Below are 25,407 nucleotides of genomic sequence, written 5' to 3' on the forward strand. Positions count from 1 at the left end.
TCATTTGACAGATCATTGTCTATGGATAAAAGGACAAAAGACTACTACAATCTTTAATTGAGAACAATTATCAGTTAAAGGAGAAAACAAATGAAAAAATGGTTCGCATTGCTTATCCTTTGTATCATGACGATCACCGCAGCAGCCTGTGGTGCTGCAGAAAATAAACCTGCTTCAAACACGACCAAAAGCAAGTCAGCTGAAACAGCAGAAACATATATCAACTACTTAGATCAAACGTACAAACTCAAAACACCAGTGAAACGAATTGTCATTGCTGGAAGCCTTGAATCAATGGAAGATGCAAAATTACTTGGTATCGAGCCTATTGGTGCTTCTACTGTAGGCGGCACATTCCCTGAATTATTTAAAGACATTACAGCGAAAACAGAAGGTATCGGTGAAAAAACAGAACCGAACCTGGAAAAAATCCTAAAACTAAAACCAGATGTGATACTCGGATCAACCAAGTTCCCGCCTGCAACAATTAAAAAATTGGATAAAGTCCAAACGACGATCCCAGTATCCCATGTCTCTTCTGACTGGGAAAGCAATCTATTATTACTCGGTGAACTGACTGGAAAAAGTAAAGAAGCGAAAAACATCATTTCTGATTATCAGAAAGATCTCAAACAAGCGAAAGAAACCCTGAAAGACAAAAGCAGCAACAAAACAGCTGTCATTTTGCGCATTAGACAGGGCGACCTGTACGTTTACCCTGAAGACGTATACTTCAACTCTACCTTATATGGGGACTTAGGATTTACAGCACCAAGTGATATCAAAAAAGCCAAAGCACAAGCATTGATTTCATTGGAGCGCCTAGGCGAACTCAATCCTGACTATATTTTTGTTCAGTTCTCTAAAGAGGAAAACTCATCGAATCCAAATGCATTGAAGGACTTAGAGAAAAATAAAATTTGGACAAGCCTAAAAGCTGTGAAAAATGGGCACATCAATGAAAATGCCGTTGATCCTATGCTTCAAGGAGGAACAGCACTAAGCAAAACAACCTTCCTTGATAAGGCTGTCAAATGGTTAGATCAAAACAACTAAACAGATGCGTAATCAGATTTTTGACAAAGGGCTAAATTGTTTAGCCCTTTGTCTTCTTTTCAACGCAGTTGAAAACCTTTAGGAGAGGATACACATGAACGGAACGTTTCTATATGATGAGTTTAATGGGCGTCAGCTTGATATTTACCTTCCACAGGACACCTCTATTGATGTTCCAGCTGTCTTTGTACAAGATGGCTCTTCTTTGTTTAGAACACACCTGCTAGAGATCGAAAGAATGATCGAAACCAAAACCATCTCGCCAATCATCATTGTCGGCATACACCCATTCAATCGACTTGACGAATATACACCATGGAAGGCGTCATCACTGCGATCTGGGTTTCCTGACTTTAAAGGTGAGGCACAGACGTATGTGTCATTTTTAGCGAATGACTTACTCCCATATATCAAAAGAGAATATCCAGTTCAAGAGACCTGTCATGAACATAGCCACGTAGGTGCTTCATTAGGCGGGCTGTTTGCTATTTATACTTTATTCATGCACCCTGATCTTTTTAAAAACATCGCATCGATCTCCGGGTCATTTTGGTATCAAGATTTTCTACCGTTTGCTAAACAACAAAGCATTCAGTGTGTGGATCACTTTATTTATTTGTCTGTAGGCAGTGAAGAAGGGAAAGGCAAAACATCTGCTCAACAGCACATGCCTTTATTCAACAAACAACTGCATGACCTTTTATTACAGAAAGGGATGCAAGAAAGGCAGCTGCAATATCACATCGAACAAGGGGAGGGCCATCATCTGAAACAATTTCAAAAAAATTTCTTATCGGCCCTAAAGTGGTTTTATCAAAGAGAACGCTAATTTTTTATCAGCATGGCACAAAGCCAATATGATATATTGGAACGTATAGATTGAAAGAGGAGGGATTTGCGCATGAGACCTTTACAAATCTCAGCCGATACCGCACAAAAGCTTGCTGCATCACTCAATGTACCGTTAGAACAAATCATGCATATGCCGCAGCATATCTTATTAGCTAAATTAGCGGAGCTTGAACAGAAGAAAGATCGTTCTTCTTAAAGAAATAAAGGAGTTTACATTCATGGAACAACAACTAGAAAAATCAACATTACATCCTCGCAGTACAGGACAAACCATCCTGCTGATTGCTGGGATTTTGCTTATTGCATTTAATCTTCGGCCTGCCATTACATCCGTTGGCCCTGTTATCGGCGCGATTCGTTCCGATTTACAGCTTTCAAATGGACTGGCGGGTTTTCTTACGACATTACCACTGCTCTCATTCGCATTGCTTTCTCCAATTGCACCTAAAATCGGAAAACGACTTGGCAATGAACGAACCCTCTGGCTTGGACTTGCCGTCCTTCTCTTTGGGATTGTGATTCGCTCGTTTGGCTCCATCACCTTCTTAATGATTGGAACAGCGCTGGTCGGCGTTGGAATTGCGATTTGTAATGTGCTCTTACCGGGGCTTGTGAAGCATAAATTTCCTGCACATGCAGGCTTGATGACAAGTGTATATACAACTTCAATGTCCGTCTTCGCTGCACTTGCATCAGGTGTCAGTGTTCCGCTCAGTCATACGATGCCTGGCGGCTGGAATACATCATTCCTTGTATGGGCTGGACTTGCCCTTCTCGCCATGATGGTTTGGGCGCCGCAGCTTCTTCATCAGAATACAGCGGCCGTCAAAAGTATTTCTCTTACAGAGCAGCCAATATGGCGTTCACGTGTTGCATGGCAGGTGACCTTTTTTATGGGGTTGCAGTCATTCCTTTTCTATAGCAGCATCGCATGGTTTCCTGATATCTTAACATCCCATGGAATGAACCTGTCGACAGCTGGCTGGATGCTGTCCATTATGCAGTTTGTTGGGCTGCCATCCACCTTCTTAACGCCCGTTTTTGCAGAAAAATTAAAAACGCAAAGACCGCTTGTCGCCGGCCTTGTCCTTGTGTATTTACTCGGCATGATTGGACTTCTCCTCGGAGGATCGACGCCTATCCTTGTCATCTCTGTTCTATTGATCGGCATTGGACAAGGGGCCAGTATCAGTCTTGCCCTCACATTTATCGGTTTACGTACAACCAATATGGAACAAGCAGCTGCCCTCTCTGGAATGGCGCAGTCTCTCGGTTATTTATTAGCTGCTGTTGGGCCGTTCATGATTGGTATCCTTTTTGATTCCACACATACATGGACACCAGCGATTATCATCTTTATCATCATCCTATTTTTCATGTTTTTATCCGGTATGCGTGCTGGACGCAGTGTCTATATTTCAGATCCTTCATAAAAAAAGAACCCGCCTCCTCGTGAGACGGGTTCTTTTCTACTTATGCCTGCTCTGTCACATGTACCTTTAACGTTGCTTGTACCTCTGGATGAAGCTTCACCGGTACATTTGTGTAACCTAATGCACGGATGGCGTCATTCAGCTCGATTTTACGCTTATCGAGTTTAATTTGATGATCTTTTTGCAATTTATCAGCGATTTGTTTGCTTGTAATCGAGCCAAACAAACGGCCGCCTTCACCTGATTTTGCAGTGAGTTCCACTGTTAACGCCTCAAGTGTTTCTTTTAATTGTTTTGCTTGTTCAAGCTCTTGGATGGCATTCTTTTTCTCTTTGTTTTTCTGCCCTTCCAATGCGCTTAGGTTCGTTGGAGTTGCTTCAACAGCTAACCCTTGTTTGATGAGAAAGTTGTGCGCGTATCCGTCAGCTACATTCTTGACTTCGCCTTTTTTCCCTTTGCCTTTTACGTCTTTTAGAAAGATGACTTTCATCTTTGAACCCCTCCTTCGAAATATTCGTCTATGGCAGCCTTTAATTTCCCTACCGCTTCTTCAATGGTTATACCATAAATCTGGGTAGCAGCGTTAGTCAAATGACCGCCGCCGTCTAATGCTTCCATAATAATTTGAACGTTGATTTCCCCTAATGATCTGGCACTAATGCATACTGTGTCGTCATCTCGTCTAGCGACAGCAAATGACGCTTCTACCTCACTCATTGACAACAGGGAATCCGCTGTCTGGGCAATCGTAATTTGATCATAATACTCCGACCTGTCAGATGGCAATGAAGCAATGGCCACCTGATTTTGATACAGTTCTGTATGCTGAATGAGTTTTGCTCGTTTGATGTAATGATCGACGGTTTCTTTTAAGAACTTTTGCACAAGGACAGGATCTGCTCCCTTTGCACGAAGGTAGGATGCTGCATCGAACGTTCTTGACCCCGTTCTCAGGGAGAAACTCTTCGTATCAACGATGATCCCAGCCAGAAGCGCAGTCGCCTCAATCATGTTAATCCGTAATTTCTTCGGCTGATACTCTAAAAGCTCTGTCACAAGCTCTGCTGTAGATGAAGCATACGGCTCCATATAAACAAGTAAAGGATCACGGATAAATTCCTCGCCGCGTCTATGATGGTCAATGACCACGACATTTTCAATCTTATTCAGCAGCCGTTCTTCCATAACGAGAGACGGTTTATGTGTATCCACGACGACAAGCAATGTATCATCCTTTGCAAGCTCCATTGCTTCCTCTGGGGTGATAAAACGTGACCAAAGCTCTTCATAATTTTTAATTTCACTAATTAAGCGTTGAACACTGTCGCCAATCTGATTGGCATCAATGACAATATAGCCTTCTTTTCCATTGGCCTGGGCGACCTTTAAAATCCCAATGGATGCACCGATCGAGTCCATGTCTGGGAACTTATGCCCCATGATCATGACATTGCCGCTTTCAGATACAATTTCTTTTAAAGCATGAGAAATGACCCGTGCGCGTACGCGTGTCCGTTTCTCCATTGGATTCGTTTTTCCACCGTAGAATTTCACTTTTCCATTCGGCTGTTTAATGGCGACCTGATCCCCGCCTCGTCCGAGGGCAAGGTCAAGACTCGACTGCGCAAGTGCTCCAAGCTCTTTCAAGGAAGGAACGGACGCACCGATCCCGATACTTAGAGTAAGCGTCGCACTATGTGCCCCTGTTTTCTCACGGACCTCGTCTAAAATGGAGAATTTTGACGCTTCAAGCTCAGCTAAAATGCTCTCATTTAGAACCGCCATAAATCGTTCAGACGAAATTCTCTTCAGGAAAATACCGTATTCTTGTGCCCAATTGTTGAGCAAAGACGTCACTTCACTATTAATCGCGCTGCGCACTTGATCATCAAGGCCCTGCGTGACATCGTCGTAGTTGTCTAAAAAGATATAAGATAACACCGTTCGTTCATTTTCGTACTGTCGTTCAATCTGCACCTGTTCCGTGACATCAAAGAAATATAAAAGGCGCTCTGACCGTTTAATAATGACTTTGAATTTCCGGTCATTCAGCGTCACATTTTCGGTCTCGACCTCTTGTTTAATAAGAGGCACAATAGACTCGAATGTATCGTACAAGGATCTGCCGACAAGTGTGCTCTCATGAAAGCACGAAGCGAGAAACGGATTGGTCCATTCGATATAATACTGGTCATTAAACAGCATAATACCAATTGGCATCTCCATTAATGCTTCTTCTCCAACCTTTTTGACTCGATAGGATAATGTTGAAATATATGAATCAATCTCTTTCTGCACTTGCGTATCTGCCCACTTTAAGAAGTAGAGCACACCTGCAAGGACGATAAGACCAACTGCTCCTATGATCCAATTGAAATAAAGGTTGAGGAGGACTGTGACCACCGCAAGAACAATTAACGCGAAGATCGGATACTTGATGACAGGTTTTCTATAGAAGCTTGGCACTGATATCAACTCCTCAACATTCAGAGTGAATTATTTGTTTTTTACTTTTTCTCTTAAATCAAAGCCTATGTCAGCAATCCCTATAATTCGCACAATCACACCGATTGGCGGAAAGAAAACCGTTAACACGACAGCGAAAATGGGTACCGCTTTTGAGATGTTTTTTTCGTGGCAATAATAGAAGAGAAAAAAAAATCCCTGAATAAGCACCAGTATAAATAAAATTTGAAACGCACTCGTTTGAACGAGCCATAAAAAGCTGCCTTTTTCCGTCTGAATCAGCATCAAAAGCAATGTGAGTAAATAATACCATACCATGCTTTTTGGCAGCCGCATATCCTTAAATTTCTTCAAGGACGGCATGTCTGAAACAAACCGTTTGAGCAAAGGCCGCACGAACCAGTGATTCACAAAAGCCATCAGCGTCACCAAAATCAATAACGCTACAGGTAAAGCACTTAATGCCGTATCCTGCATCTCTTTAAACTGTTTGAGCTGTTTAGCTATGTCCTTTTCAGAAGCCCCGGATTGCTTTAAAACACTCTCTACCATCGGCATCATTTGCTCAATCGACTCTTTCGCAATATTCATAATATCGATTTGAAAGAGCTGGACACTGACAACAAAGGAGATGAGAATACTGAATAAATAAAGCAGCGCACCTGTAATGATGGCATTCCCAGGCTGCCTTCTGCTGTAGAAAACACCCATGCCCAATCCGACGGCAATTAAGATAGGTGCACTCATGAGTCCAGCCATAGACCCAATTAAAAAGCTGATCACTATGCCAATAGCGCCAGCAGCAATTCCTTTTTTCAAGCCGTGTCTGATTGTATAGAGGATGATCGGAATCGGAGCAGCTAGAAAGAAAATAATAGATAAAAGCGGCACATACAAATAAAACAGCATCATGACCGCAAAAATACTCATCATGATTGCGCCCTCTACTAACGCTTTTGTTTGTTTCACACCTTCACCTCTATCCAATCCTTTTGTCTATATCTTGCTCAATGTGTACTTCTATGTATACGTATGATGTCAGCTCCATCATGTCTTGCCCCAACCTTTATTTTACCATAGCGGTAAATCTCAAGTAAAATGCAGGCTGTCCTGGGAGCGTTTCACGTGGAACACCGATAGGGAACCGAACATGCAAGTTTTCAAACAGCATGTTACAATTTTTTAGATTATTCTTAGCTATAAACCCTGAATTCAAGGTCAAAAGCTGTTAGAATAGAAACATCATCAATAAATGTAAGAAGGAGAATTCACATGGGAAAAACACTCGTATTCGGACACAAAAATCCTGACACAGACACGATTTGTTCTGCTATTGCTTACGCTGATCTGAAAAACAAAATCGGCGTTCAGGCAGAAGCCGTCAGACTTGGAGAAATCAATGGAGAAACACAATACGCATTAGATTTCTTTAAACAAGAAGCACCTCGTTTCATTGAAACGGCTGCAAATGAAACAAAGCAAGTCATTCTTGTCGATCATAACGAATTCCAGCAAAGTGTAAGCGATATTGATCAAGTACAAGTAACTGAGGTCATTGACCACCACCGTATTGCCAACTTTGAAACAAGTGAACCTCTTTACTATCGTGCAGAGCCTGTAGGCTGTACAGCAACGATCTTAAACAAAATGTATAAAGAAAACCAAGTGAAGATTGAAAAAGAAATCGCTGGTTTGCTTTTATCTGCGATCATTTCTGATTCCTTATTATTCAAATCCCCAACATGCACACAGCAAGATATTGATGCTGCACATGAGCTTGCAAAAATCGCAGGGGTAGATCCAGAAGTTTACGGCCTAGATATGCTCAAAGCAGGCGCTGATCTAAGCCAAAAAACGGTTCAAGAATTAATTACACTTGATGCAAAAGAATTCGCACTAGGCAAAAGCAAAGTCGAAATTGCACAAGTCAATACAGTAGATATTGCTGAAGTGACAGCAAGACAGGCTGACATTGAAGCGAAAATCAATGAAGTCATTGCAGCAAAAGGTCTTGATCTATTTGTTTTAGTCATCACAGACATTTTAGAAAATGACTCCCTTGCTCTTGCACTCGGTGCTGAAGCAGCAAAAGTAGAAAAAGCATTTAACGTCACGCTTGAAAACAACACAGCTTTACTAAAAGGTGTTGTATCAAGAAAGAAACAAGTCGTACCTGCGCTGACAGACGCACTTTCTTAATCAACACGACAAGACTGCTGAATCATTCAGCAGTCTTTTTTGTCTATATTCTTTTTAATGAATATACATATCACTAACGAGAACATCCTTTAGCACGCTTGTTGGAATCGTGAATTCAACAACACCCATGTAGCCAGGTGCCACATCATATTCATTAAAGGAAATCACAAGCTTTCCTTTTGAATTGATATAGAAGTTTTGATCCGGCTTAATTTTCTTAAATGGTTCCGCCATATCTTGCTTGCCAATCCAATACATTTTGTTTGAATCCTCTTTCATCTGTTTCTTCATTTGTTCTTTAATATTTTCACTAATTACATCAATATAACGGTCATCTTTAAACAGGCTTGGTAATGTAATCAGGACATGGTTTTTCTTATCAACCGTATCATATGTCATTTCCTCTGCCGCAGAAGCCTGAGTCGTCACCTTGTATCGGCCTAGTGAAAGGATTTGATCATTGTTCGTTCTCACTTCATAACCGCTCTCAACACTTAAATGACCATTTTTATACCCCTTTGTTTCCTTTTCAAAATCTTGATACAGCTTTTTGTTTTCAGCTAAATATTTTTGATTCAGGCTGTCTTGTAATGTTCCGTCCCCAAGTCCTGAAACGTGTGGTGTTTTAAGATCAATATTCGTTCCTTGATCGCTCTTTTTAAATTCTGTAAACGTTACGACTTTCACCAGCTCGCCAATGACAGGCACCTCTGAAATCGCTCTTGCTGCCTGTGGACTGACATTAACCGTTGTGACAAAAAGAGCTGCCGCCGCAACAAGTCCTATTGTCCATTGCTGAAAATGAGGTTTTTTATTTTTTCTTTTTAACGTTCGTTCAACCATCGCATCATATTCCGGTGGAATAGGGATTTCTAAATATTCATCCTTTAAATGTTCCAAATACTTATCCATTTATATTTCCTCCTGTGATAATTCTACTTTTAAAAGCCGCAGCGCCTTATATAGTCTTGTTTTAATGGTGTTTTCATTTTCATCGAGAATCTGGGCGATGTCCTCTAGTTTTAAATCTTCAAAGAATCTCAAAATAATGATGACCCGATACATCTCAGGCAAATCCTCTATAGCCCGTTTGACGTCTTGATCCTCGTATACATCTGATTCGCCCTGGGATAAGAATTCAAGCGTATCATCATCTGTCACCTGCACCCGCTTCTTCTTTCGTAAAAAGTCTAGGGCAGCGTTCACCACGATTTTATAAAACCAGCTATGCATCTTGCTCGCATCCTCTAATCGGTGAACAGATTTGAGTGCTTTATGAATGGCCTCTTGAACAACATCCATAGCATCTTCTGGGTTTTTGACATAACTATAGGACAACCGATAAAAACTGTGTTTATGTTCCATGACGTAATCCGCAAATTGATCGTCTATTTTTCGTTTCTTCATTTTACAAAGAGCTCCTTTATCTTAAATGCGCATCTGTTATTTCTTACATTGGATAGACGCGCACCTTTTGAAAATAGTTTGCGCTCGATTATTTTTTAACATGTCATCACATTTACGTTCCTATACAAAAAGAGCGAACCTGAGGGGTTCACTCTTTCCAAGCGGATATTGTTTGATGAACAAACTGTTTTAGTGAAGAAAGCGGATGAATGATAGGAACGCCTGTCTCCTGCTCCATCTCCTGTGCCGCATGAACCATCGAAAGCTGCATCACACAAATGTCTTTCCCTTTTTGCTTCATACATCTTCTCAGCTGCTCCTTGATTTGTTCATCATAGGCTTGCATATCACCGTTTAGACAGAGATGAAAGGCATCCTCCATCACAACCAATTCCACTTCAACCTGTTTGCCCCGCTCTGTGGCATATGATTCAAGCCGCTGCATCGTCCCTTCCACTGTATCTGGGTTGGAAAACACCAGTTGAAGAGGCCCTTGTTTCTCACAAATCATCTCAAATAACGGTTCATCGATCGGAACAATCGGTTGTTTGAAAAGGTGCTGCTGATCACCTAGAGCAGCAATGTATTGTGTACACGTGAGCAGAATGAGATCGGCTTCACTTTCTTGCTTTAATCTGTTGATAGCATACGTTTGCTGCTTGTATTGATCAAATGCAGGATCTTGAGTGGCGCGTTCTATAAATGATGAATCGACTGTGTGATGCAAATCAACATCTGTATCACCAAAAACATCTTCTATATATGACTGATTGGACGGATGGGCGTGAAGGCAGTGTAATCGAATCATCTGGTTTGCTCCTCGTGAAAGTTTTCAATCATTATATCAATCCTTGTATGAAATAGGGAGAAACATGACCATATTGTTAGGGAGATATTGAAGGAGGGATTCGAATTGAAAGAAGATCAACAGCCTAAACCATCTTCAGAGTCAGAAGAAACGTTAACGAATCGGCAAGGTCATCCCGTAACAGACAATCAAAATATGAGAACTGTTGGGAATAGAGGACCCACTACGCTTGAAAACTACGATTTCCTAGAGAAAATCAGTCATTTTGATCGTGAACGCATCCCTGAACGTGTCGTTCATGCACGCGGTGCTGGAGCTCACGGTTATTTTGAAGCCTACGGCACATTTGGTGATGAACCCATCTCCACCTATACGAGAGCGAAATTATTTCAGGAAAAAGGGAAAAAGACGCCTGTTTTCGTTCGTTTTTCTTCTGTGATTCACGGCGGTCATTCGCCAGAAACATTACGTGATCCGAGAGGGTTTGCGATTAAATTTTATACAGAGGAAGGCAACTGGGATCTCGTAGGGAACAACCTGAAAATTTTCTTTATCCGAGATGCTTTAAAGTTCCCTGATTTGGTTCATGCCTTTAAGCCAGATCCTGTCACCAATCGTCAGGACGGCGAGCGTATTTTTGATTTTGTCTCACAATCACCTGAGGCGACGCATATGGTGACATTTCTCTTTTCACCATGGGGCATCCCAGCTACATACCGGCACATGCAAGGCTCAGGTGTCCATGCGTACAAATGGGTCAACCATGAAGGAAAAGCGGTGCTGGTTAAATATCATTTTGAACCGAAACAAGGCATTCGCAACCTGACCCAAGAACAGGCGCAAGCGATCCAGGGAGAAAATTTTAACCATGCCACACAGGATTTATATGAAGCGATTGAGCAAGGAGATTATCCTGAATGGGAGGTATATGCACAGATCATGGAAGATGATGCCCACCCTCACCTCGACTTTGACCCGCTAGACCCGACAAAGCTTTGGTACAAGGATGACTATCCATGGAAACCAATCGGACGGATGGTATTAAACAAAAATCCAGAAAACTATTTCGCAGAAGTCGAGCAGGTTGCCTTTGGGACTGGCGTACTCGTAGACGGTTTAGATTTCTCAGATGATAAATTGCTTCAAGGCCGTACCTTCTCCTACTCTGACACGCAGCGATATCGTGTAGGGCCAAACTATTTACAGCTGCCGATCAATGCACCGAAAAAGCATGTCGCCACCAATCAGCGAGACGGGCAAATGGAATACCATGTCGATCAAGGCAAAGGCCAAAACCCTCATGTGAATTATGAGCCGTCGATCCTCGGAGGATTAAAAGAAGCCAAACAGGATGGAAAGGATCATACGCCTTTTGTAGAAGGTGAAGTCAAACGAGAAGCCATTGACCGCCCAAACAACTTTGGACAAGCGGGAGAAACGTATCGCCGTTTTAATGATTGGGAGCGTGAGGAACTGATTAAGAACTTAGTCAATACTCTTGCGACATGTCAAAAGGACATTCAAGACCAAATGATTGAAAACTTTACAAAAGCAGACCCTGATTACGGAAAACGTGTCGCTGACGGCTTAAAAGCCTTTAAACAAGAGCAGCCAAGCGGACCTATCGGCTCTACAGGCGCTGCTCAAGCCGTGGACGAAGCCATCAACAACAGCACACCATCAGATCCTTATTAATGAAAAAAAGAATGCAGCGGCGAGGCTGCATTCTTTTTGTATACATCTATTAAGCGTTTTGACCTTTTTTGATCCATTCTGCCACATTGACTGTACGTTTTGCCTGATGTTTCACAGCTGCTTCTGCATCCTCTTGGATTTTTCCATTTTGGTCAACAGTGACACTTACGCCATAAGGGTTGCCCCCTGCACCGTATAAGGAATCATCTGTGTATCCAGGAGCGGCAATAATGGCTCCCCAGTGGAACATCGTCGTATATAGGCTGAGAACCGTCTGCTCCTGTCCGCCATTTGCGTTTTGAGCTGAAGTCATCGCGCTGACTGCTTTGTTTGCCAATTTACCTTGGAACCACAAGCCGCCTGTTGTATCTAAGAACTGCTTCATTTGAGCTGGCAGGTTACCGAAACGTGTCGGCATGCTAAAGATGATGGCATCTGCCCACTCTAAATCACTTAATTGAACCTCTGGCACATCCTTTGTTTCGTCTAAATGTGCTTTCCATGCTGGATTTGAAGCGACAACTGCTTCTGGTGCCAATTCAGCAACCTTTAATACTTTGACCTCTGCACCAGCTTCTTTTGCTCCAGCTTCAGCCCATTTCGCCATCTGATAGTTTGTACCTGTTGAACTATAATAAATAATCGCTAATTTTACGTTTTCCATTTGTTCCAGCTCCTTTTGTTTGTTTTGCCCAAAAAGCTTCTGTAAAAATCCCACCTGTATTCCCCACCTTATTTAAAATTGACGACGATACCATAAAGCCGCAGCATCGACTTCTTCTCTCGTTAGCTGATGTCCGCGATTTTCCCAATGAAGTGTAACCGATGCGCCTGCACCCTGGAGCAATTGCTCCAGCTCTTGTGATTCCTCTGGACGGCACATTGGGTCATTTTCACCAGCTGCTATAAAGACTTGTTTCCCCGCTAATGAAGGCAACGAAACCCCGCGTCTTGGAACCATTGGATGATGCAGGATAGCTCCTTTTAAAGCATCCCCATAATGGAATAACAAGCTTCCAGCAATGTTTGCCCCATTGGAATATCCGATAGCCACCACATTGTGACGATCAAACCCATATTCATCAGCTGCTTCGCCGATAAATGTATATAGTTCCTCTGTACGCTCAATCAAATCCTGCTCATCAAATACACCCTCTGCCAAACGTCTGAAAAAACGCGGCATGCCGTTTTCTAATACATTCCCTCTCACACTAAGAACAGATGCATCAGGATCTACTATCTGTGCAAGCGGCAATAAATCTTCTTCTGTCCCGCCAGTTCCATGCAGTAATAACAGGACAGGTCTTTGTTCATTCTTTCCTTTTCGAAAAAGATGCTTCATCATGAATCTCCTTTCCCTTTAACTTCTCTCACTTCAATTGGCAGTACAATTTGTTCAATCTGACTGCGCTGTGCCTCATATTGCGGTGGCAGTTTCAATGCTTCACCCATTGTTTCCACTGATTCGTCGTGTGCAAACCCTGGAGGATCAGTAGCAATCTCAAATAATATGCCGCCAAGCTCTCTAAAATAAATAGCATTAAAATAATTTCGATCTTGCACAGGTGTCACTTGATACCCGCTTTGTGCAATATGTCTTTGCCAATCTAATTGATCCTGATCATCTGTTGCTCTCCATGCAATATGGTGCACAACTCCAACACCCATACGTCCTCGTGGAACAGGTGTGATGTTCACATCAATGACATTGCCTATTTCACCAAACGAACGGAATCTCACATAGTCTCCTTCTTCTCCGACTCGTTCAAGTCCCATCGTTTGCTCTAGCAGCTGCATTGTTTGCTCCGGATGCGAAGTTAATAAAACAGCTCCGCCAAATCCTTTAATCGCTACATCTGGTGTGACACCGTTAAATGTCCACTCGTTTTGCTTTCCTTCCGCACGCTCTACTAGCTCAATCAATAAGCCGTGTGGATCTTCAAATGAGAGAAAAGCTTCCCCAAAACGTTCAACCATTTCATAAGAGACATTAAACTGCTCAAGACGATCCTTCCAGAAAGAAAAAGCGCCTGTCGGTACGACATATGTCGTCACGCCCACTTGCCCTGCACCAATTTGACCTTTTTGTGCCCCCGGCCAAGGGAAAAACGTAATAATGGTCCCTGGAGAGCCGCCTTCATTTCCAAAATATAAATGGTATGTGCCCGGATCATCAAAATTCACGGTCTTCTTCACGAGACGAAGTCCTAAAACACCTGCATAAAAATCAACGTTCTCCTGAGGATGACCGACAATAGCTGTAATATGGTGAATTCCTTCTGTTTTTTTCACTTCTAATGACCTCCTAATCATGAAGTAATAAGCCTCTATTCATTATGTCTTTACTGACGTCTTTATATTATCTCGAATTCGAGATATTAGATCAAAAAAATATATTTATCTCGAATTAAGGATATGATGTTTTTAAGTAAATGTCAATGATTTTTGTTTTTCTTTTAAAAAAGCAGAGCTGTTTTGCATAAAACAGCCCTGCTTTCCCTTGATTATTTCAACAATTTTTTCTTTTTTAAATAGGCCTTCGCTACCTGAAATGCATCCTTCCCCTTCACATTGACTTCATAATTCATTTCTCTCATCTCATCGTCTGTGATTTGACCCGCAAGCTTATTGAGAGAGGTCTCAATCTCAGGGAATTCAGTTAATGTCTCCTGCCTGAGCAGCGGTGCTCCTTGATATGGCGGGAAAACATGCTGATCATCATGAAGCACCTTTAATTTGTATTGTCTCAATTCACTGTCTGTCGAATACGCATCGACTAAATTGATATCTCCTTTTTGAATCGCACGATACCGTAGCTTCGGCTCCATCGTCACAACATCGTCAAAGGAAAATTGATAAGCTTTTTGAATGCCTCGATACCCATCCTGACGATCAGAAAACTCTAAGGTGAATCCAGCTTTTATGCGGTTTTTGATCTTACCTAAATCTGAAATGTTGGACACTTCATATTGATCAGCCAGTGACTGCGGCACGGCTAAAGCATACGTATTGTTGTATGCCATGGGCTCAAGAAGACGGAGCTGAAAGGACGATTCCAATCCACGCCGCGCTTGCTCATACACTTTTCTTTTATCTGTGCTTTTTGCTGTTTCTTTGAGGAATTCAGAAATCGCTGTACCCGTAAACTCGGGATAAATGTCAATATCACCAGAGCGTAATGCCTGGAAAACAAAGGACGTTTTACCAAGACCGGGCTTCAGATTCACTTGAATATCTGTATCCTGTTCAATTAAAAGCTTATACATCGAGATCAAAATCTCAGGCTCTGATCCTAACTTCCCGCCAATGGTGATTTCTTTCTTTTCTTGCTGAAACAGCGAGGGGGCAGCGACAACTGCTCCTGCAATGAGAGCAAAAACAGTCACAGCGATCACAGTCTTTTTAAAGGAAATTTTCTCAAAGGTTCGCAGCACCACATCAAATAAAAGTGCGAGTAAGGCTGCTGGTATCGCACCAATGACAATGAGCGACATATCATTTCGATCAATTCCCAGCAGAATTAAGCTTCCTAATCCCCCAGCTCCGATCAGTGCTGCCAGAGTGGCGGTCCCCACAATGAGTACCATCCCGGTTCGGATACCCGCCATAATGACTGGCATGGCAAGTGGAAGCTCTACCTTTAATAACCGTTTGCGATGATTCATCCCCATGGCAAGCGCTGCTTCTCTCAGGGAAGGATCGACCTCCTGAATGCCTGTATATGTATTTCTTAAAATAGGGAGTAAGGCATAGACCACAAGCGCAATAATCGCAGGCACTTGCCCAATCCCCACGAGAGGAATCAGCAAGCCAAGAAGTGCAAGCGACGGAATCGTTTGCAAGACAGCCGTCACCCCAATGACCCACTCCGCTAGCTTTGGAACCCTCGTTAAATAGATACCTAATGGAATGGCAATCAAAATCGCTAAAAATAAAGCAATAAAAGAAATTTGAATATGCTCAAGTAAGGCGTGCCCCAATTGTTCTTTGCGTTCCCAAAACACACGGGTCCAATCATTCATGTGACTCGCCCCTCTCTTTAGAAGAATCAGCTAAAAACTGAATCACTGCTTGACGATTCACTAGTCCAATCCGCTCTCCATTCTTTTCAACAGCCAATTCCTCGTGCTTTGCCAATAGAGACAAGGCTTCATCCAGTGTGGCATCTGCTGAGACCGCCTCATAGAGGAAAAGAGCTTCGTGAGCCATCGGTTGGGCCAAGGTTTCCAGCTCGAAAGCTTGATGTCCCACATGGCGGGCAGCCCCTGAAACAAACTCCTTTACAAAGGCATTGGCTGGATGTTGAACCAATTCCTCAGGACGTCCGATCTGCACTACTTTTCCTTCATTCATCACACAAATCCGATCACCCAGCTTCATAGCTTCCTGCATATCATGCGTCACAAAAACAATGGTTTTTTGTATGCGGCGCTGCAAATCAAGCAGATCATCCTGCAATTTCTCCCTCGTTAGTGGATCTAACGCACTAAAAGGTTCATCCATCAGGACAATCTCAGGATCAGCTGCAAGTGCACGTGCCACACCGACACGCTGCTGCTGTCCACCAGAGAGCTCTGCTGGCTTTCGATGCCGATACATAGCAGGATCAAGCCCGACCATCAACATGAGTTCATGGACACGCTGATTGGTCTCATTCCGGCTCCATTGTTTAAGCTCTGGCACCACAGCAATATTTTCTTCTATGGTCATATGAGGAAAAAGCGCAATTTGCTGCAGAACATAACCGATATCCCAGCGCAGCTCATACATATCAAAATCACTTATTTTTTGACCCTTTATGTAAATCTCACCTTCTGTAGAAGAAATGAGACGATTGATCATTTTCAATGTCGTCGTTTTTCCGCTGCCACTAGGTCCAATCAATACAAAAAACTCACCTTGCTGAATCTCCAAATCAACAGATTGAACGGCATAGCGCTCATCAGAAAATTGCATCGATACCTTATTAAATTCAATCATCTTCCCACGCCCTGACTGCAATTATTTTCTAGACTACCAATATGACAGATCAACCTCATATTTGTATAGAATAAACTGTCACTTTTACATACTTCCCCTAGGTTGACTGTCAAAAACAACTCTAGCAAAAATAGATGGGATTCACAGTGAGGAAAATAAAAAAAGCGAAGAGCCCGGGGCTCTCCGCTTTTTAAGTCAACGACTTACTCACCAGTAACGTATGGAAGTAATGCCATTTGACGTGATCTTTTGATCGCTAAAGTCAATTTACGTTGATACTTAGCGCTAGTTCCTGTTACACGACGAGGTAAAATTTTACCACGCTCAGAAACAAACTTTCTAAGAAGATCAACATCTTTGTAATCGATGTGCGTGATACCGTTAGAAGTAAAGAAACATACTTTACGACGTTTCGCACGACCGCCTCTGCGTCCACCTGCCATTTGTTTTCACACCTTTCCTTTAGTCATTTTTTCAGATCAATTAGAATGGCAAATCATCATCGGAGATGTCAATCGGTTTACCATCGTTCGCAAATGGGTCATCATTAAAGCTATTTCCCTGATTACGATTTTGGTTGTTTTGATTGCCATATGGATTTTGACTTGGTTCATTTCCAAATGGATTCTGATCGTTTTGGCTACCGCCATAATACTGGCCTCCGCTATTGCCACCGCCGCTGTATCCACCTGAACCAGCACCGCCGCTCTTAGGCTCAAGAAATTGAACACTTTCAGCTTGAACCTCTGTCACGAAGACACGCTGTCCTTGCTGATTTTCATAGTTTCTTGTCTGCAAACGACCGTCTACACCGGCAAGACTTCCTTTTTTCAAGAAATTAGCCACGTTCTCGGCTTGTCTTCTCCAAGTAACACAGTTAATGAAATCGGCTTCACGCTCTCCAGATTGATTCGTAAACGTACGATTCACAGCTAGAGTAAACGTGGCTACAGCCGCACCATTAGGCGTGTAGCGAAGCTCAGGGTCTTTTGTTAGTCTTCCGACCAATACAACACGGTTTAGCATATTGAAAGACCACCTTTAAATATATATTTCAATGATTTATACTTCTTCTTTAACAACAATGTGTCGAATGATATCGTCACTGATCTTAGCTAAGCGGTCAAATTCTTGAACTGCTGCAGCGTCAGATTGAACGTTTACGATTTGGTAGAAACCGTCACGGAAATCATTGATTTCGTATGCAAGACGACGTTTACCCCAATCCTTTGTTCCAGTGATCTCCGCACCGTTAGAAGTTAACACGTTATTGAAACGCTCGATAACTGCTTTTTTAGCCTCATCGTCAACTGTTGGGCGGATGATGTACATAACTTCGTACTTTCTCATCTGATTGCACCTCCTTTTGGTCTAAGCGGCCCTAAACGGGCAAGGAGCAATAAATTATATTACTCACAATTGTATATTATAACAAATCACTTGGCCTATGACAAGAACCTATACATTAAAACGGAAATGAATGACGTCTCCATCTTTCACTACATATTCTTTGCCTTCTAGACGAACTTTTCCTGCTTCTTTAGCAGCAGACATGCTTCCGCCAGCTAGTAAATCCTCATACGCAACCGTTTCAGCACGAATAAATCCACGCTCAAAGTCTGTGTGGATGATTCCAGCACATTCTGGCGCTTTCATTCCTTTTTTAAATGTCCAAGCACGTACCTCTTGCTCACCTGCTGTGAAATACGTAGCTAATCCTAGAAGTGAATAAGATGCTCTAATTAGCTGATCAAGCCCTGACTCATTAATACCAAGCTCTTCAAGGAACATTTGCTTCTCTTCTCCTTCAAGCTCTGCAATTTCAGACTCGATCTTTGCACAAACGACGATGACTTCAGCGTTTTCACCAGAAGCAAACTCACGGATTTGCTGCACATATTCGTTGCCCTCATGATCCGCTACTTCATCCTCACTCACATTTGCTACATAAAGAACTGGTTTAGATGTGAGTAAATGAAGCTGTTTCACAAGCTTTTGCTGTTCATCTGTAAATTCTACAGATCTTGCCGATTTCCCAGCTTCAAATGCGTTCATTAGCTTCGACAAAATCTCAAATTCAGCTACTGCTTCCTTGTCCTTTTGTTTTGCGAGCTTACTCACACGAGCTAAACGCTTTTCAACTGTTTCTAAATCAGCCAAAATTAATTCTAGATTAATCGTTTCAATATCTGCTACAGGATCAACCTTACCAGCTACGTGTGTAATGTTATCGTCTGCAAAAGCTCTGACCACGTGACAAATCGCATCTACTTGACGAATATGAGAAAGGAATTTATTCCCTAAACCTTCACCTTTAGATGCACCTTTGACAATACCCGCAATATCAGTGAATTCGAAAGCAGTGGGAACTGTCTTTTTCGGCTGCACCAATTCTGTTAGCTTTTGTAAACGCTCGTCAGGAACTTCTACAATTCCGACGTTTGGATCAATGGTACAAAACGGATAGTTAGCAGACTCCGCTCCAGCCTGTGTAATTGCATTAAATAGCGTTGACTTCCCGACGTTAGGTAAGCCAACAATACCAGCTGTTAAAGCCATTCTTTCATCTCCTCTATATCAAACGTGCTCGTTATACTGCGTAATATGAACCTAGAGCAATTATAAGTAGGTTTACATGAAAAGACAAGCTAACCACCATGCATTTTCAATAGAAGAAACATCGTCAAAAAGAATAAATCAATGCTTCAAAACGAGAAATTGCACCTGGCTTTACTGTAGAAAAGACAAATTTAATGAAAAAAGCATGAGGCCTACTTAAGCAGTTGGCTCCTCATGCTTGACGAGAATTTTCTTCATTTTTCGTTCAAAATCTCTTCTTGGGATCATCACGCTGTGTCCGCAGCCTTCACATTTAATACGGATATCCATGCCCAAACGAATGACCTTCCACCGATTGGCACCACATGGATGGGGCTTTTTCATTTCTACAACATCATGTAACCCAAACGCTTTGTCTGCCATCAGCCTTCACCTCTCCTTGCTCACTTCATTGAATCTATTGTACAAAAAAACGGCGATGAAGGGCAATGCACAAAACAAAGAGTCTCTTTCAATCGTTCATCCTATTCTTTTTTAGAGAAAAAACCCTTCTTTTAGATCATTTTATTTGTGACCAATAGTTACTTAAACTCCGTTTTTTTTCAATATTGTCACAAACACTGTAGGTCAAAAGGTTTTTATTGGTAGAACGCGGTGGTTTTTCCATATTTTTTGATTTATGATATCTGCATAAATGTTATGTGAGGGAGCAGGTACGATGGTCAATCGAAAGGATAGATTAACTGATAAAGAATATAAAATCATATCCGATCATGCTGGAAATATCGACAATTACCAGCAGCACCATACGATAGAAATAGGTCAGCAAACACTCACTGTCCACGATTTTCTAAAGATCGACCATAAAATATATGGTTTAACAATGCAGCCAGAACAATCAGATGAATTCATCGTCGCTTTTCACTGTCCACTGCCAAACCAAATGACGGTGACATCTAAGCAAGATGTACACAACGCGGCACAGTCATTACTCAAAACAGACTATGCCTATCCAATTGAAAGAAAGTCCCTTGATGGCAATCAAGACCATGTCTTTTTTAAAGGGAAGGAATACATAGAGAAAGTCTGTCAGAAGCATCCGAATGCAGGTATCCATCTCACTGGACAAGCACTTGCCGGTGCTGTTTGTGCTTATGTTGCAACAGAACAGCCAGCTGTCAAAAAAGCCGTCACCTTTGACAGCCCAAATATATGGAGCAGCCTGTCGCCTTCGATTCAGCAAAAGGCGCAGCAAGGTCAATATACACGCATGTTGATTGAATATATTCAGCCTAGTCATTACGTCGGTTTACTCAATCGCCATGATCAAGGAGTTGGGCAAGTCAAGTACACCGTACCGCCACGGCAGCAAGACTCAGTCCAAGAATCCGTTAAATACAAAAAAAGGGAAATTGACACCTTTTTAAAATCAGCTTTTGCATCTATGAATATAGAATGGAACGAATCCTTTGATACAAATGCTTTTTTAGCTCTCGTTTCAGGAGAATTCAAAGCAAATGGATATTCATTCCATCCGAATGGATCCGCCCGTATTTTAGATGAACAGCTTGATCATAATACAAGTTTTACAGCCATGCTGCTGCAAGAAATTCATTCTGGACGTGCATATGCACAAAACGGACTTGAAATTATCATAAAATCCCATTTACTAAAAAATTCATCCTATGATCTGCAAAGCATTATTGAACATGAAGTGCACACTGTATTTGAAAAAATCGATGGAATTGATGAAAGTGTAAAAGACGCCGTCCATCATGTAAAACAAGAGCTTAAAGGACTCGTAGGCTTTGGCCACTATGATTTATTAAGTCATAGTGATGTGGAAGCACTGGTAGACGAAGTGAGGATGGAACAGTCGCATTCCTCCTTTTATTCACACGAAAAACAGCTGAATGCCTTGTACACCCTGAGGGATTACGAACAAGAGCTTTCTGCTCTTTCAAGACATATGTATACAATGGGTGATGACTACGCCAAGGCAGATAGACGCCTTGCGATGCAAATGGGTATTCATTAAGAAAGGAGTCATCGCATGATCAATCAAAATAAGCCTCCTAGTGACGCCCAGCGTTTCTTGCAAAATGTGAGTGCCCGCCGCTCCATGTCTGTATTCGAAAATCAATCGGCACCAAATACACAAACACAGTCTCCAGAAGAAATGGCCGCCATTCAGGCCATGCGAAGAGAAGGACAGCGAAAGGATCTAAAACGGCTGCTCAAAATGCGGCTGCACGACGAATTAGCAAATACTCGCGTGCACTTGGAGTATCAATTGGCTAAAACAGAAGACATGATAAACCAGACGACCATTGTCAAACAACACATTTCCCAGCATTTAAAGGGACAGGCCATTTCAGAATTAGAGGATCGCCTCCAGCGTCTCAAGCAAATGCCTGTCTATGATGATATCAAAGAAGCTATTGATTCAATTCAGATCAAATAAGCACAGCTCTAAAAAAGAGAGGTGCTTATTTTGTTTTATCAATATAATTTTTAGAACGAGAAAATATCTTTTTACTTAAAATCGGATACAGCATTAAACAGACGAGCAAATACAGATTCAACAAACTATAAATTGGATACAAGAAAGCAATCAAATCAGCAAATCCAAGAGATGTTAAAGGTGCCATCAAAAGAAGCATCACCAAGACAACCAGCCAGCGGGGCATTCGTACAAAAGAAAGCATCCGGCTGGATAATCCAAATAAACCTGCTGCCGTCGTCGTATAAATTGCTAGACAAAGGACAACGGTCATAAACACAAACAAAGAAGTCGGCGCCCCTTCTAATACTGTAAACAAAGGAATTCCCTCTGATGAAAGACTTCCCGAAATATCAACCAGTATTTCGTTATACACATACGAGATGACACCAAAAATAAGACCGCTTAATATACTCGCCACTTTGGCTTCCCCAAGCCCCTTCATTTCTTTCCCAACCGAAGACAGCACTGCCACAACAGATAATATGTTCAAAGAAGCAAAGACAATGCTGGCAGGCCAATTGTACTGCTGCCCAAAATCAATCCTCCACATATGATCATGGTTCATATAATAAAAAACAAACGCATAGATGAGCCCCGCCACCAAAATTGGTATAATGAAAGCATTCACAGATAAGAGCCCTTTCACATCCCAGAAAAAAATCATAAATGAAAACAAACAGAACGCGCCGATGCCAACCCAAAAAGGCACATGATACATCTCAAGCGTCACCCCGCCGCCAGCAATCATGACCGTCGTTGTCGTGAATAAATAAAGGACAATTAACACGTCATACACCTTAGCCAGCCATGGACCGACAAGCCGTTCCAGCACTGGCACAAAGTGATCGGCACGCACCTCATAACTGATTTTTAACACCACATAGGTAGACAGCATAAACATCAATGTAAACAGTAGAATGGCTAGTCCGCTATCAATGCCAAAAAACTGCCAAATTTCCTGGCCGGAAGCATATCCCGCACCTATTAAGCTTCCTAAAATTAAAAGCGTCCACCTTGAACCAGCCTTCCACACAATCATCACCTCATAGGTATAGAATTAAGCTTGTTTCCGTATACTGTTACTAACTACTATGACAAGGAAGTGAGACCTATGAATAGCAAGAACGGTCTTTTTTTTAGAAATAGGGTAAAAGAATACGTGTCCCATACGGATACAAACGCCATTCAACAGCTTAAAAGTATTTTATTCTCGCATCTTCAGAAAGCAGGAAAAAGACCCGTTGCCATCGTTTGTATTGGTACAGACCGCTCAACTGGCGACTCTCTAGGTCCACTTGTTGGTTCAAAGCTTTCAGGTCTGGATTTGAAAAAGCTTCATGTATATGGAACACTCTCTGACCCAGTGCATGCGGTCAATTTAAAAGAAAAACTCGCTGAAATTGAACAAGCTCATAAACACCCGTTTATTGTAGCGGTTGATGCCTGTTTAGGAAGAGTGAAAAGTGTCGGTTCTTTCCAAATTGGAGATGGACCGTTAAAGCCTGGAGCTGGTGTGCAAAAAGAGCTTCCAGAGGTAGGAGATATTCATATTAATGGGATCGTCAATGTGAGTGGTTTCATGGAATACTTCGTCCTCCAAAACACACGTCTTCATCTTGTCATGTCTATGGCCAATACACTTTCTGAAAGTCTATCTCACATTGACCAAATGGATTGGACGAGAGAAAAAAGCCGGTCTCTCTTCACCCCTATTCAAAATATCACTGGAAGAATATAAAAAAGACCATCTCATATCAAGATGGTCACTCTGATGATTCCCTCGTAGAAAGCAATTCAAGGATTCTGTCTAAATCTTCATTTGAGAGGAATTCAATCTCAATTTTACCTTTTTTCTTCTGTTTCTTGATCGTCACTGAAGTACCAAAGTAGTTTTGTAAGAAAGACTCTCTTTCTTTCAACACTCGATCCTTTGGTGCTTCTTTTTTCTTTGTTTCACGTGGAACATTTTCGTTTAACTGCTGAACAAGTTTCTCAACCTGTCGTACGTTTAACCCCTCATCCACGATTTTCTTTACCAAAGGCGCCAGCTTCTTTTTGTTCTTTAAGCTAAGCAATGTCCGGCCATGTCCCATTGATAACGTTCCATTTGCAATCAGCTTTTGGATCTCATCCGGTAAAGTCAACAGACGGAGATGGTTCGCAATATGCGGTCTGCTTTTCCCTAATCGCTTCGCTAATTCCTCTTGCGTCACACTTAGATGATCCAGCAAGGAAGCATACGCTTCCGCTTCCTCTAGTGGAGAGAGATCCTCACGCTGCAGGTTTTCTAAAAGGGCAATTTCTCTCATCAGCGTTTCTGAAAACTCTCGAACGATTGCAGGAATTGTTGTCAGACCAGCTTGTTGTGCTGCGCGAAAACGACGTTCTCCTGCTACTATGTCATATCCTTTAATCGATTTACGAACAATGATCGGCTGTAAAACACCGTGCTGCTGAATGGATTCTTTCAGATCAGACAATGCATCATCATCAAACGTTTTCCTTGGCTGATAAGGATTCGGACGCAAATCCTTTAATTTAATTTCTTCAACCGTTTCTTCATTTGAGTCTACGTTGTTAAATAGTGCATTAATACCCTTTCCAAGACCTTTAGCCATTCGCATCCACTTCCTTTGCTAAGTCTAAATAGACATCTGCACCTCTTGAACGTGGATCATACAAGATAATCGGCTTTCCATGACTTGGCGCTTCACTCAGCCTCACATTTCTCGGAATGACGGTTTGATAGACTTTATCTCTAAAGTACTTCTTCACTTCTTCGATAACCTGAATCCCAAGATTTGTTCGGGCATCAAGCATTGTCAGCAAGACACCTTCAATGGCAAGATCGGTATTTAGATGTTTCTGCACGAGACGAACTGTGTTTAACAATTGGCTCAATCCTTCAAGCGCATAATATTCGCACTGAACTGGTATTAAAACGGAATCGGATGCAGTTAACGCATTAATCGTCAGCAGTCCAAGTGATGGCGGGCAGTCAATAATCATATAATCATAATTCTGCTTAACAGATTCAAGTGCTCTCTTCAGCCTCACTTCACGTGAGATTGTAGGCACAAGCTCTATTTCAGCCCCTGCAAGCTGTATCGTCGCAGGAATGACATCAAGATTTTCGACCTCTGTCGTCTTAATCACATCAAGAACATCTGCATCATCAACTAAAATATCGTACACACACTTCTCTACGTCGGCCTTCTCAATCCCAATACCACTCGTGGCATTGCCCTGCGGATCAATATCAACTAACAACACTCGTTTGCCTATGTATGCTAAACACGCACCCAAATTAACAGAAGTTGTCGTCTTCCCGACGCCGCCCTTCTGGTTGGTAATCGCTATGATTTTCCCCACGATGTCACCCACTTTCAACTTAACAAGTTTCTCAATCATTCATACTTCCTATTCTATCAAAAAAAGTATGAAAC

28 protein-coding genes are annotated in these 25,407 nt (G+C 42.1%); 9 read left to right on the forward strand and 19 right to left on the reverse strand.

All coding sequences use genetic code 11. The annotated features are described in order from the left end of the window. Window positions 1–90 precede the first annotated feature (90 nt). The 4 genes from MHB41_RS18710 (at window position 91) to MHB41_RS18725 (ending at window position 3,341) form a co-directional block, all read left to right on the forward strand. Entirely contained in the window at window positions 91–1,056 is a 966-nt protein-coding gene (locus MHB41_RS18710) for an iron-hydroxamate ABC transporter substrate-binding protein (RefSeq protein WP_340899587.1), read from the forward strand. A 94-nt stretch (window positions 1,057–1,150) separates the two neighbouring features. Continuing rightward, complete coding sequence (locus tag MHB41_RS18715; RefSeq protein WP_034283617.1) at window positions 1,151–1,885, forward strand: alpha/beta hydrolase-fold protein; 735 nt, start codon at window positions 1,151–1,153, stop codon at window positions 1,883–1,885. Window positions 1,886–1,957: 72 nt separating this feature from the next. Then, window positions 1,958–2,104, forward strand: coding sequence for a YycC family protein (locus MHB41_RS18720; protein ID WP_064498621.1), 147 nt, complete (start codon window positions 1,958–1,960; stop codon window positions 2,102–2,104). A gap of 22 nt (window positions 2,105–2,126) precedes the next feature. Next, the gene (locus tag MHB41_RS18725; RefSeq protein ID WP_034283619.1) at window positions 2,127–3,341 is read left to right on the forward strand and encodes an MFS transporter; all 1,215 of its coding nucleotides are present in this window, start codon (window positions 2,127–2,129) and stop codon (window positions 3,339–3,341) included. 40 nt (window positions 3,342–3,381) lie between these two features. Here MHB41_RS18725 and rplI read toward each other — a convergent pair whose 3' ends face one another. From rplI to MHB41_RS18740, 3 genes are read right to left on the reverse strand one after another with little or no spacing between them, the layout of a single operon-like run. Continuing rightward, window positions 3,382–3,831, reverse strand: coding sequence for a 50S ribosomal protein L9 (gene rplI / locus MHB41_RS18730; RefSeq protein WP_008359128.1), 450 nt, complete (start codon window positions 3,829–3,831; stop codon window positions 3,382–3,384). After that, on the reverse strand, window positions 3,828–5,807 hold the full coding sequence (locus tag MHB41_RS18735; protein WP_041118447.1) for a DHH family phosphoesterase: 1,980 nt from the start codon (window positions 5,805–5,807) through the stop codon (window positions 3,828–3,830). Before MHB41_RS18735 ends, rplI begins: the two co-directional genes overlap by 4 nt. 30 nt (window positions 5,808–5,837) lie before the next feature. Beyond that, window positions 5,838–6,776 (reverse strand): YybS family protein, encoded by a 939-nt coding sequence (locus MHB41_RS18740; RefSeq protein WP_217008622.1) that lies wholly within the window; start codon window positions 6,774–6,776, stop codon window positions 5,838–5,840. Between the two features lie 303 nt (window positions 6,777–7,079). On the opposite strand from MHB41_RS18740, the gene MHB41_RS18745 reads away from it, so the two are divergent. After that, complete coding sequence (locus MHB41_RS18745; protein ID WP_061110349.1) at window positions 7,080–8,006, forward strand: manganese-dependent inorganic pyrophosphatase; 927 nt, start codon at window positions 7,080–7,082, stop codon at window positions 8,004–8,006. Between the two features lie 54 nt (window positions 8,007–8,060). Here the strand turns inward: MHB41_RS18745 and MHB41_RS18750 are convergent, their stop codons facing one another. From MHB41_RS18750 to MHB41_RS18760, 3 genes are all read right to left on the reverse strand, one after another. Further along, window positions 8,061–8,918 (reverse strand): DUF3298 and DUF4163 domain-containing protein, encoded by an 858-nt coding sequence (locus tag MHB41_RS18750; RefSeq protein ID WP_034283623.1) that lies wholly within the window; start codon window positions 8,916–8,918, stop codon window positions 8,061–8,063. Beyond that, the gene (locus MHB41_RS18755) at window positions 8,919–9,413 is read right to left on the reverse strand and encodes an RNA polymerase sigma factor (protein WP_034283625.1); all 495 of its coding nucleotides are present in this window, start codon (window positions 9,411–9,413) and stop codon (window positions 8,919–8,921) included. A 148-nt stretch (window positions 9,414–9,561) separates the two neighbouring features. After that, window positions 9,562–10,221 carry an aspartate/glutamate racemase family protein gene (locus tag MHB41_RS18760; RefSeq protein ID WP_340899583.1) on the reverse strand — a complete coding sequence of 220 codons (660 nt, stop codon included), beginning with the start codon at window positions 10,219–10,221 and terminating at the stop codon, window positions 9,562–9,564. Window positions 10,222–10,326: 105 nt separating this feature from the next. On the opposite strand from MHB41_RS18760, the gene katX reads away from it, so the two are divergent. Continuing rightward, window positions 10,327–11,916 carry a catalase KatX gene (gene katX / locus MHB41_RS18765; RefSeq protein WP_064498946.1) on the forward strand — a complete coding sequence of 530 codons (1,590 nt, stop codon included), beginning with the start codon at window positions 10,327–10,329 and terminating at the stop codon, window positions 11,914–11,916. A 49-nt stretch (window positions 11,917–11,965) separates the two neighbouring features. Here katX and wrbA read toward each other — a convergent pair whose 3' ends face one another. The 10 genes from wrbA to MHB41_RS18815 form a co-directional block, all read right to left on the reverse strand. Continuing rightward, window positions 11,966–12,580 (reverse strand): NAD(P)H:quinone oxidoreductase, encoded by a 615-nt coding sequence (gene wrbA, locus MHB41_RS18770; RefSeq protein WP_034283654.1) that lies wholly within the window; start codon window positions 12,578–12,580, stop codon window positions 11,966–11,968. Window positions 12,581–12,652: 72 nt separating this feature from the next. Further along, the gene (locus MHB41_RS18775) at window positions 12,653–13,261 is read right to left on the reverse strand and encodes an alpha/beta hydrolase (protein WP_034622294.1); all 609 of its coding nucleotides are present in this window, start codon (window positions 13,259–13,261) and stop codon (window positions 12,653–12,655) included. After that, the gene (locus MHB41_RS18780) at window positions 13,258–14,229 is read right to left on the reverse strand and encodes a ring-cleaving dioxygenase (RefSeq protein WP_034667828.1); all 972 of its coding nucleotides are present in this window, start codon (window positions 14,227–14,229) and stop codon (window positions 13,258–13,260) included. Before MHB41_RS18780 ends, MHB41_RS18775 begins: the two co-directional genes overlap by 4 nt. A gap of 191 nt (window positions 14,230–14,420) precedes the next feature. Then, the gene (gene opuFB, locus MHB41_RS18785) at window positions 14,421–15,938 is read right to left on the reverse strand and encodes an osmoprotectant update ABC transporter permease/substrate-binding subunit OpuFB (protein ID WP_061110351.1); all 1,518 of its coding nucleotides are present in this window, start codon (window positions 15,936–15,938) and stop codon (window positions 14,421–14,423) included. Beyond that, the gene (locus MHB41_RS18790; protein WP_034283633.1) at window positions 15,931–16,896 is read right to left on the reverse strand and encodes an ABC transporter ATP-binding protein; all 966 of its coding nucleotides are present in this window, start codon (window positions 16,894–16,896) and stop codon (window positions 15,931–15,933) included. The genes opuFB and MHB41_RS18790 overlap by 8 nt, the downstream gene beginning before the upstream one ends. Window positions 16,897–17,099: 203 nt before the next feature. After that, window positions 17,100–17,339 (reverse strand): 30S ribosomal protein S18, encoded by a 240-nt coding sequence (gene rpsR / locus MHB41_RS18795; protein ID WP_008359105.1) that lies wholly within the window; start codon window positions 17,337–17,339, stop codon window positions 17,100–17,102. 40 nt (window positions 17,340–17,379) lie between these two features. Further along, window positions 17,380–17,922, reverse strand: coding sequence for a single-stranded DNA-binding protein SsbA (gene ssbA, locus MHB41_RS18800; protein WP_007497456.1), 543 nt, complete (start codon window positions 17,920–17,922; stop codon window positions 17,380–17,382). A gap of 36 nt (window positions 17,923–17,958) precedes the next feature. Further along, window positions 17,959–18,246, reverse strand: a complete 288-nt coding sequence (rpsF, locus tag MHB41_RS18805) for a 30S ribosomal protein S6 (protein WP_024424058.1) — start codon at window positions 18,244–18,246, stop codon at window positions 17,959–17,961. Window positions 18,247–18,354: 108 nt separating this feature from the next. After that, entirely contained in the window at window positions 18,355–19,455 is a 1,101-nt protein-coding gene (gene ychF, locus MHB41_RS18810) for a redox-regulated ATPase YchF (protein WP_024424059.1), read from the reverse strand. Window positions 19,456–19,671: 216 nt separating this feature from the next. Continuing rightward, the gene (locus MHB41_RS18815; protein ID WP_008347561.1) at window positions 19,672–19,878 is read right to left on the reverse strand and encodes a DUF951 domain-containing protein; all 207 of its coding nucleotides are present in this window, start codon (window positions 19,876–19,878) and stop codon (window positions 19,672–19,674) included. A 295-nt stretch (window positions 19,879–20,173) separates the two neighbouring features. On the opposite strand from MHB41_RS18815, the gene MHB41_RS18820 reads away from it, so the two are divergent. Further along, the gene (locus MHB41_RS18820; RefSeq protein WP_061110352.1) at window positions 20,174–21,493 is read left to right on the forward strand and encodes a hypothetical protein; all 1,320 of its coding nucleotides are present in this window, start codon (window positions 20,174–20,176) and stop codon (window positions 21,491–21,493) included. Window positions 21,494–21,508: 15 nt separating this feature from the next. Then, a complete protein-coding gene (locus MHB41_RS18825; protein WP_061110353.1) occupies window positions 21,509–21,919 on the forward strand; it encodes a hypothetical protein in 411 nt (136 codons plus the stop codon). A 25-nt stretch (window positions 21,920–21,944) separates the two neighbouring features. Here MHB41_RS18825 and MHB41_RS18830 read toward each other — a convergent pair whose 3' ends face one another. Continuing rightward, window positions 21,945–23,000: a hypothetical protein gene (locus MHB41_RS18830; protein ID WP_076840623.1), complete on the reverse strand. Its 1,056-nt coding sequence runs from the start codon at window positions 22,998–23,000 to the stop codon at window positions 21,945–21,947. Window positions 23,001–23,072: 72 nt separating this feature from the next. Between MHB41_RS18830 and yyaC the strand changes: the two genes are divergently transcribed. After that, complete coding sequence (gene yyaC, locus MHB41_RS18835) at window positions 23,073–23,699, forward strand: spore protease YyaC (protein WP_034283638.1); 627 nt, start codon at window positions 23,073–23,075, stop codon at window positions 23,697–23,699. Window positions 23,700–23,724: 25 nt separating this feature from the next. Here the strand turns inward: yyaC and MHB41_RS18840 are convergent, their stop codons facing one another. Continuing rightward, window positions 23,725–24,579: a ParB/RepB/Spo0J family partition protein gene (locus MHB41_RS18840; RefSeq protein ID WP_046312548.1), complete on the reverse strand. Its 855-nt coding sequence runs from the start codon at window positions 24,577–24,579 to the stop codon at window positions 23,725–23,727. Further along, complete coding sequence (gene soj / locus MHB41_RS18845) at window positions 24,572–25,333, reverse strand: sporulation initiation inhibitor protein Soj (protein WP_008360890.1); 762 nt, start codon at window positions 25,331–25,333, stop codon at window positions 24,572–24,574. Before soj ends, MHB41_RS18840 begins: the two co-directional genes overlap by 8 nt. Window positions 25,334–25,407: the final 74 nt, after the last annotated feature.

The organism is Bacillus sp. FSL H7-0578, from assembly GCF_038630855.1.
In the GTDB taxonomy this organism is placed as follows: Bacteria; Bacillota; Bacilli; order Bacillales; family Bacillaceae; genus Bacillus; species Bacillus safensis.

What these genes read in the sequence shown, in the direction of transcription:
- MHB41_RS18710 (WP_340899587.1), top strand. Translation starts at nt 91, where the DNA reads ATGAAAAAATGGTTCGCATTGCTTATCCTTTGTATCATGACGATCACC.
- MHB41_RS18715 (WP_034283617.1), top strand. Translation starts at nt 1,151, where the DNA reads ATGAACGGAACGTTTCTATATGATGAGTTTAATGGGCGTCAGCTTGAT.
- MHB41_RS18720 (WP_064498621.1), top strand. Translation starts at nt 1,958, where the DNA reads ATGAGACCTTTACAAATCTCAGCCGATACCGCACAAAAGCTTGCTGCA.
- MHB41_RS18725 (WP_034283619.1), top strand. Translation starts at nt 2,127, where the DNA reads ATGGAACAACAACTAGAAAAATCAACATTACATCCTCGCAGTACAGGA.
- rplI (WP_008359128.1), bottom strand. Translation starts at nt 3,831, where the DNA reads ATGAAAGTCATCTTTCTAAAAGACGTAAAAGGCAAAGGGAAAAAAGGC.
- MHB41_RS18745 (WP_061110349.1), top strand. Translation starts at nt 7,080, where the DNA reads ATGGGAAAAACACTCGTATTCGGACACAAAAATCCTGACACAGACACG.
- MHB41_RS18750 (WP_034283623.1), bottom strand. Translation starts at nt 8,918, where the DNA reads ATGGATAAGTATTTGGAACATTTAAAGGATGAATATTTAGAAATCCCT.
- MHB41_RS18755 (WP_034283625.1), bottom strand. Translation starts at nt 9,413, where the DNA reads ATGAAGAAACGAAAAATAGACGATCAATTTGCGGATTACGTCATGGAA.
- MHB41_RS18760 (WP_340899583.1), bottom strand. Translation starts at nt 10,221, where the DNA reads ATGATTCGATTACACTGCCTTCACGCCCATCCGTCCAATCAGTCATAT.
- wrbA (WP_034283654.1), bottom strand. Translation starts at nt 12,580, where the DNA reads ATGGAAAACGTAAAATTAGCGATTATTTATTATAGTTCAACAGGTACA.
- MHB41_RS18775 (WP_034622294.1), bottom strand. Translation starts at nt 13,261, where the DNA reads ATGATGAAGCATCTTTTTCGAAAAGGAAAGAATGAACAAAGACCTGTC.
- MHB41_RS18780 (WP_034667828.1), bottom strand. Translation starts at nt 14,229, where the DNA reads ATGATTAGGAGGTCATTAGAAGTGAAAAAAACAGAAGGAATTCACCAT.
- opuFB (WP_061110351.1), bottom strand. Translation starts at nt 15,938, where the DNA reads ATGAATGATTGGACCCGTGTGTTTTGGGAACGCAAAGAACAATTGGGG.
- MHB41_RS18790 (WP_034283633.1), bottom strand. Translation starts at nt 16,896, where the DNA reads ATGATTGAATTTAATAAGGTATCGATGCAATTTTCTGATGAGCGCTAT.
- rpsR (WP_008359105.1), bottom strand. Translation starts at nt 17,339, where the DNA reads ATGGCAGGTGGACGCAGAGGCGGTCGTGCGAAACGTCGTAAAGTATGT.
- ssbA (WP_007497456.1), bottom strand. Translation starts at nt 17,922, where the DNA reads ATGCTAAACCGTGTTGTATTGGTCGGAAGACTAACAAAAGACCCTGAG.
- rpsF (WP_024424058.1), bottom strand. Translation starts at nt 18,246, where the DNA reads ATGAGAAAGTACGAAGTTATGTACATCATCCGCCCAACAGTTGACGAT.
- ychF (WP_024424059.1), bottom strand. Translation starts at nt 19,455, where the DNA reads ATGGCTTTAACAGCTGGTATTGTTGGCTTACCTAACGTCGGGAAGTCA.
- MHB41_RS18815 (WP_008347561.1), bottom strand. Translation starts at nt 19,878, where the DNA reads ATGGCAGACAAAGCGTTTGGGTTACATGATGTTGTAGAAATGAAAAAG.
- MHB41_RS18820 (WP_061110352.1), top strand. Translation starts at nt 20,174, where the DNA reads ATGGTCAATCGAAAGGATAGATTAACTGATAAAGAATATAAAATCATA.
- MHB41_RS18825 (WP_061110353.1), top strand. Translation starts at nt 21,509, where the DNA reads ATGATCAATCAAAATAAGCCTCCTAGTGACGCCCAGCGTTTCTTGCAA.
- MHB41_RS18830 (WP_076840623.1), bottom strand. Translation starts at nt 23,000, where the DNA reads ATGATTGTGTGGAAGGCTGGTTCAAGGTGGACGCTTTTAATTTTAGGA.
- yyaC (WP_034283638.1), top strand. Translation starts at nt 23,073, where the DNA reads ATGAATAGCAAGAACGGTCTTTTTTTTAGAAATAGGGTAAAAGAATAC.
- MHB41_RS18840 (WP_046312548.1), bottom strand. Translation starts at nt 24,579, where the DNA reads ATGGCTAAAGGTCTTGGAAAGGGTATTAATGCACTATTTAACAACGTA.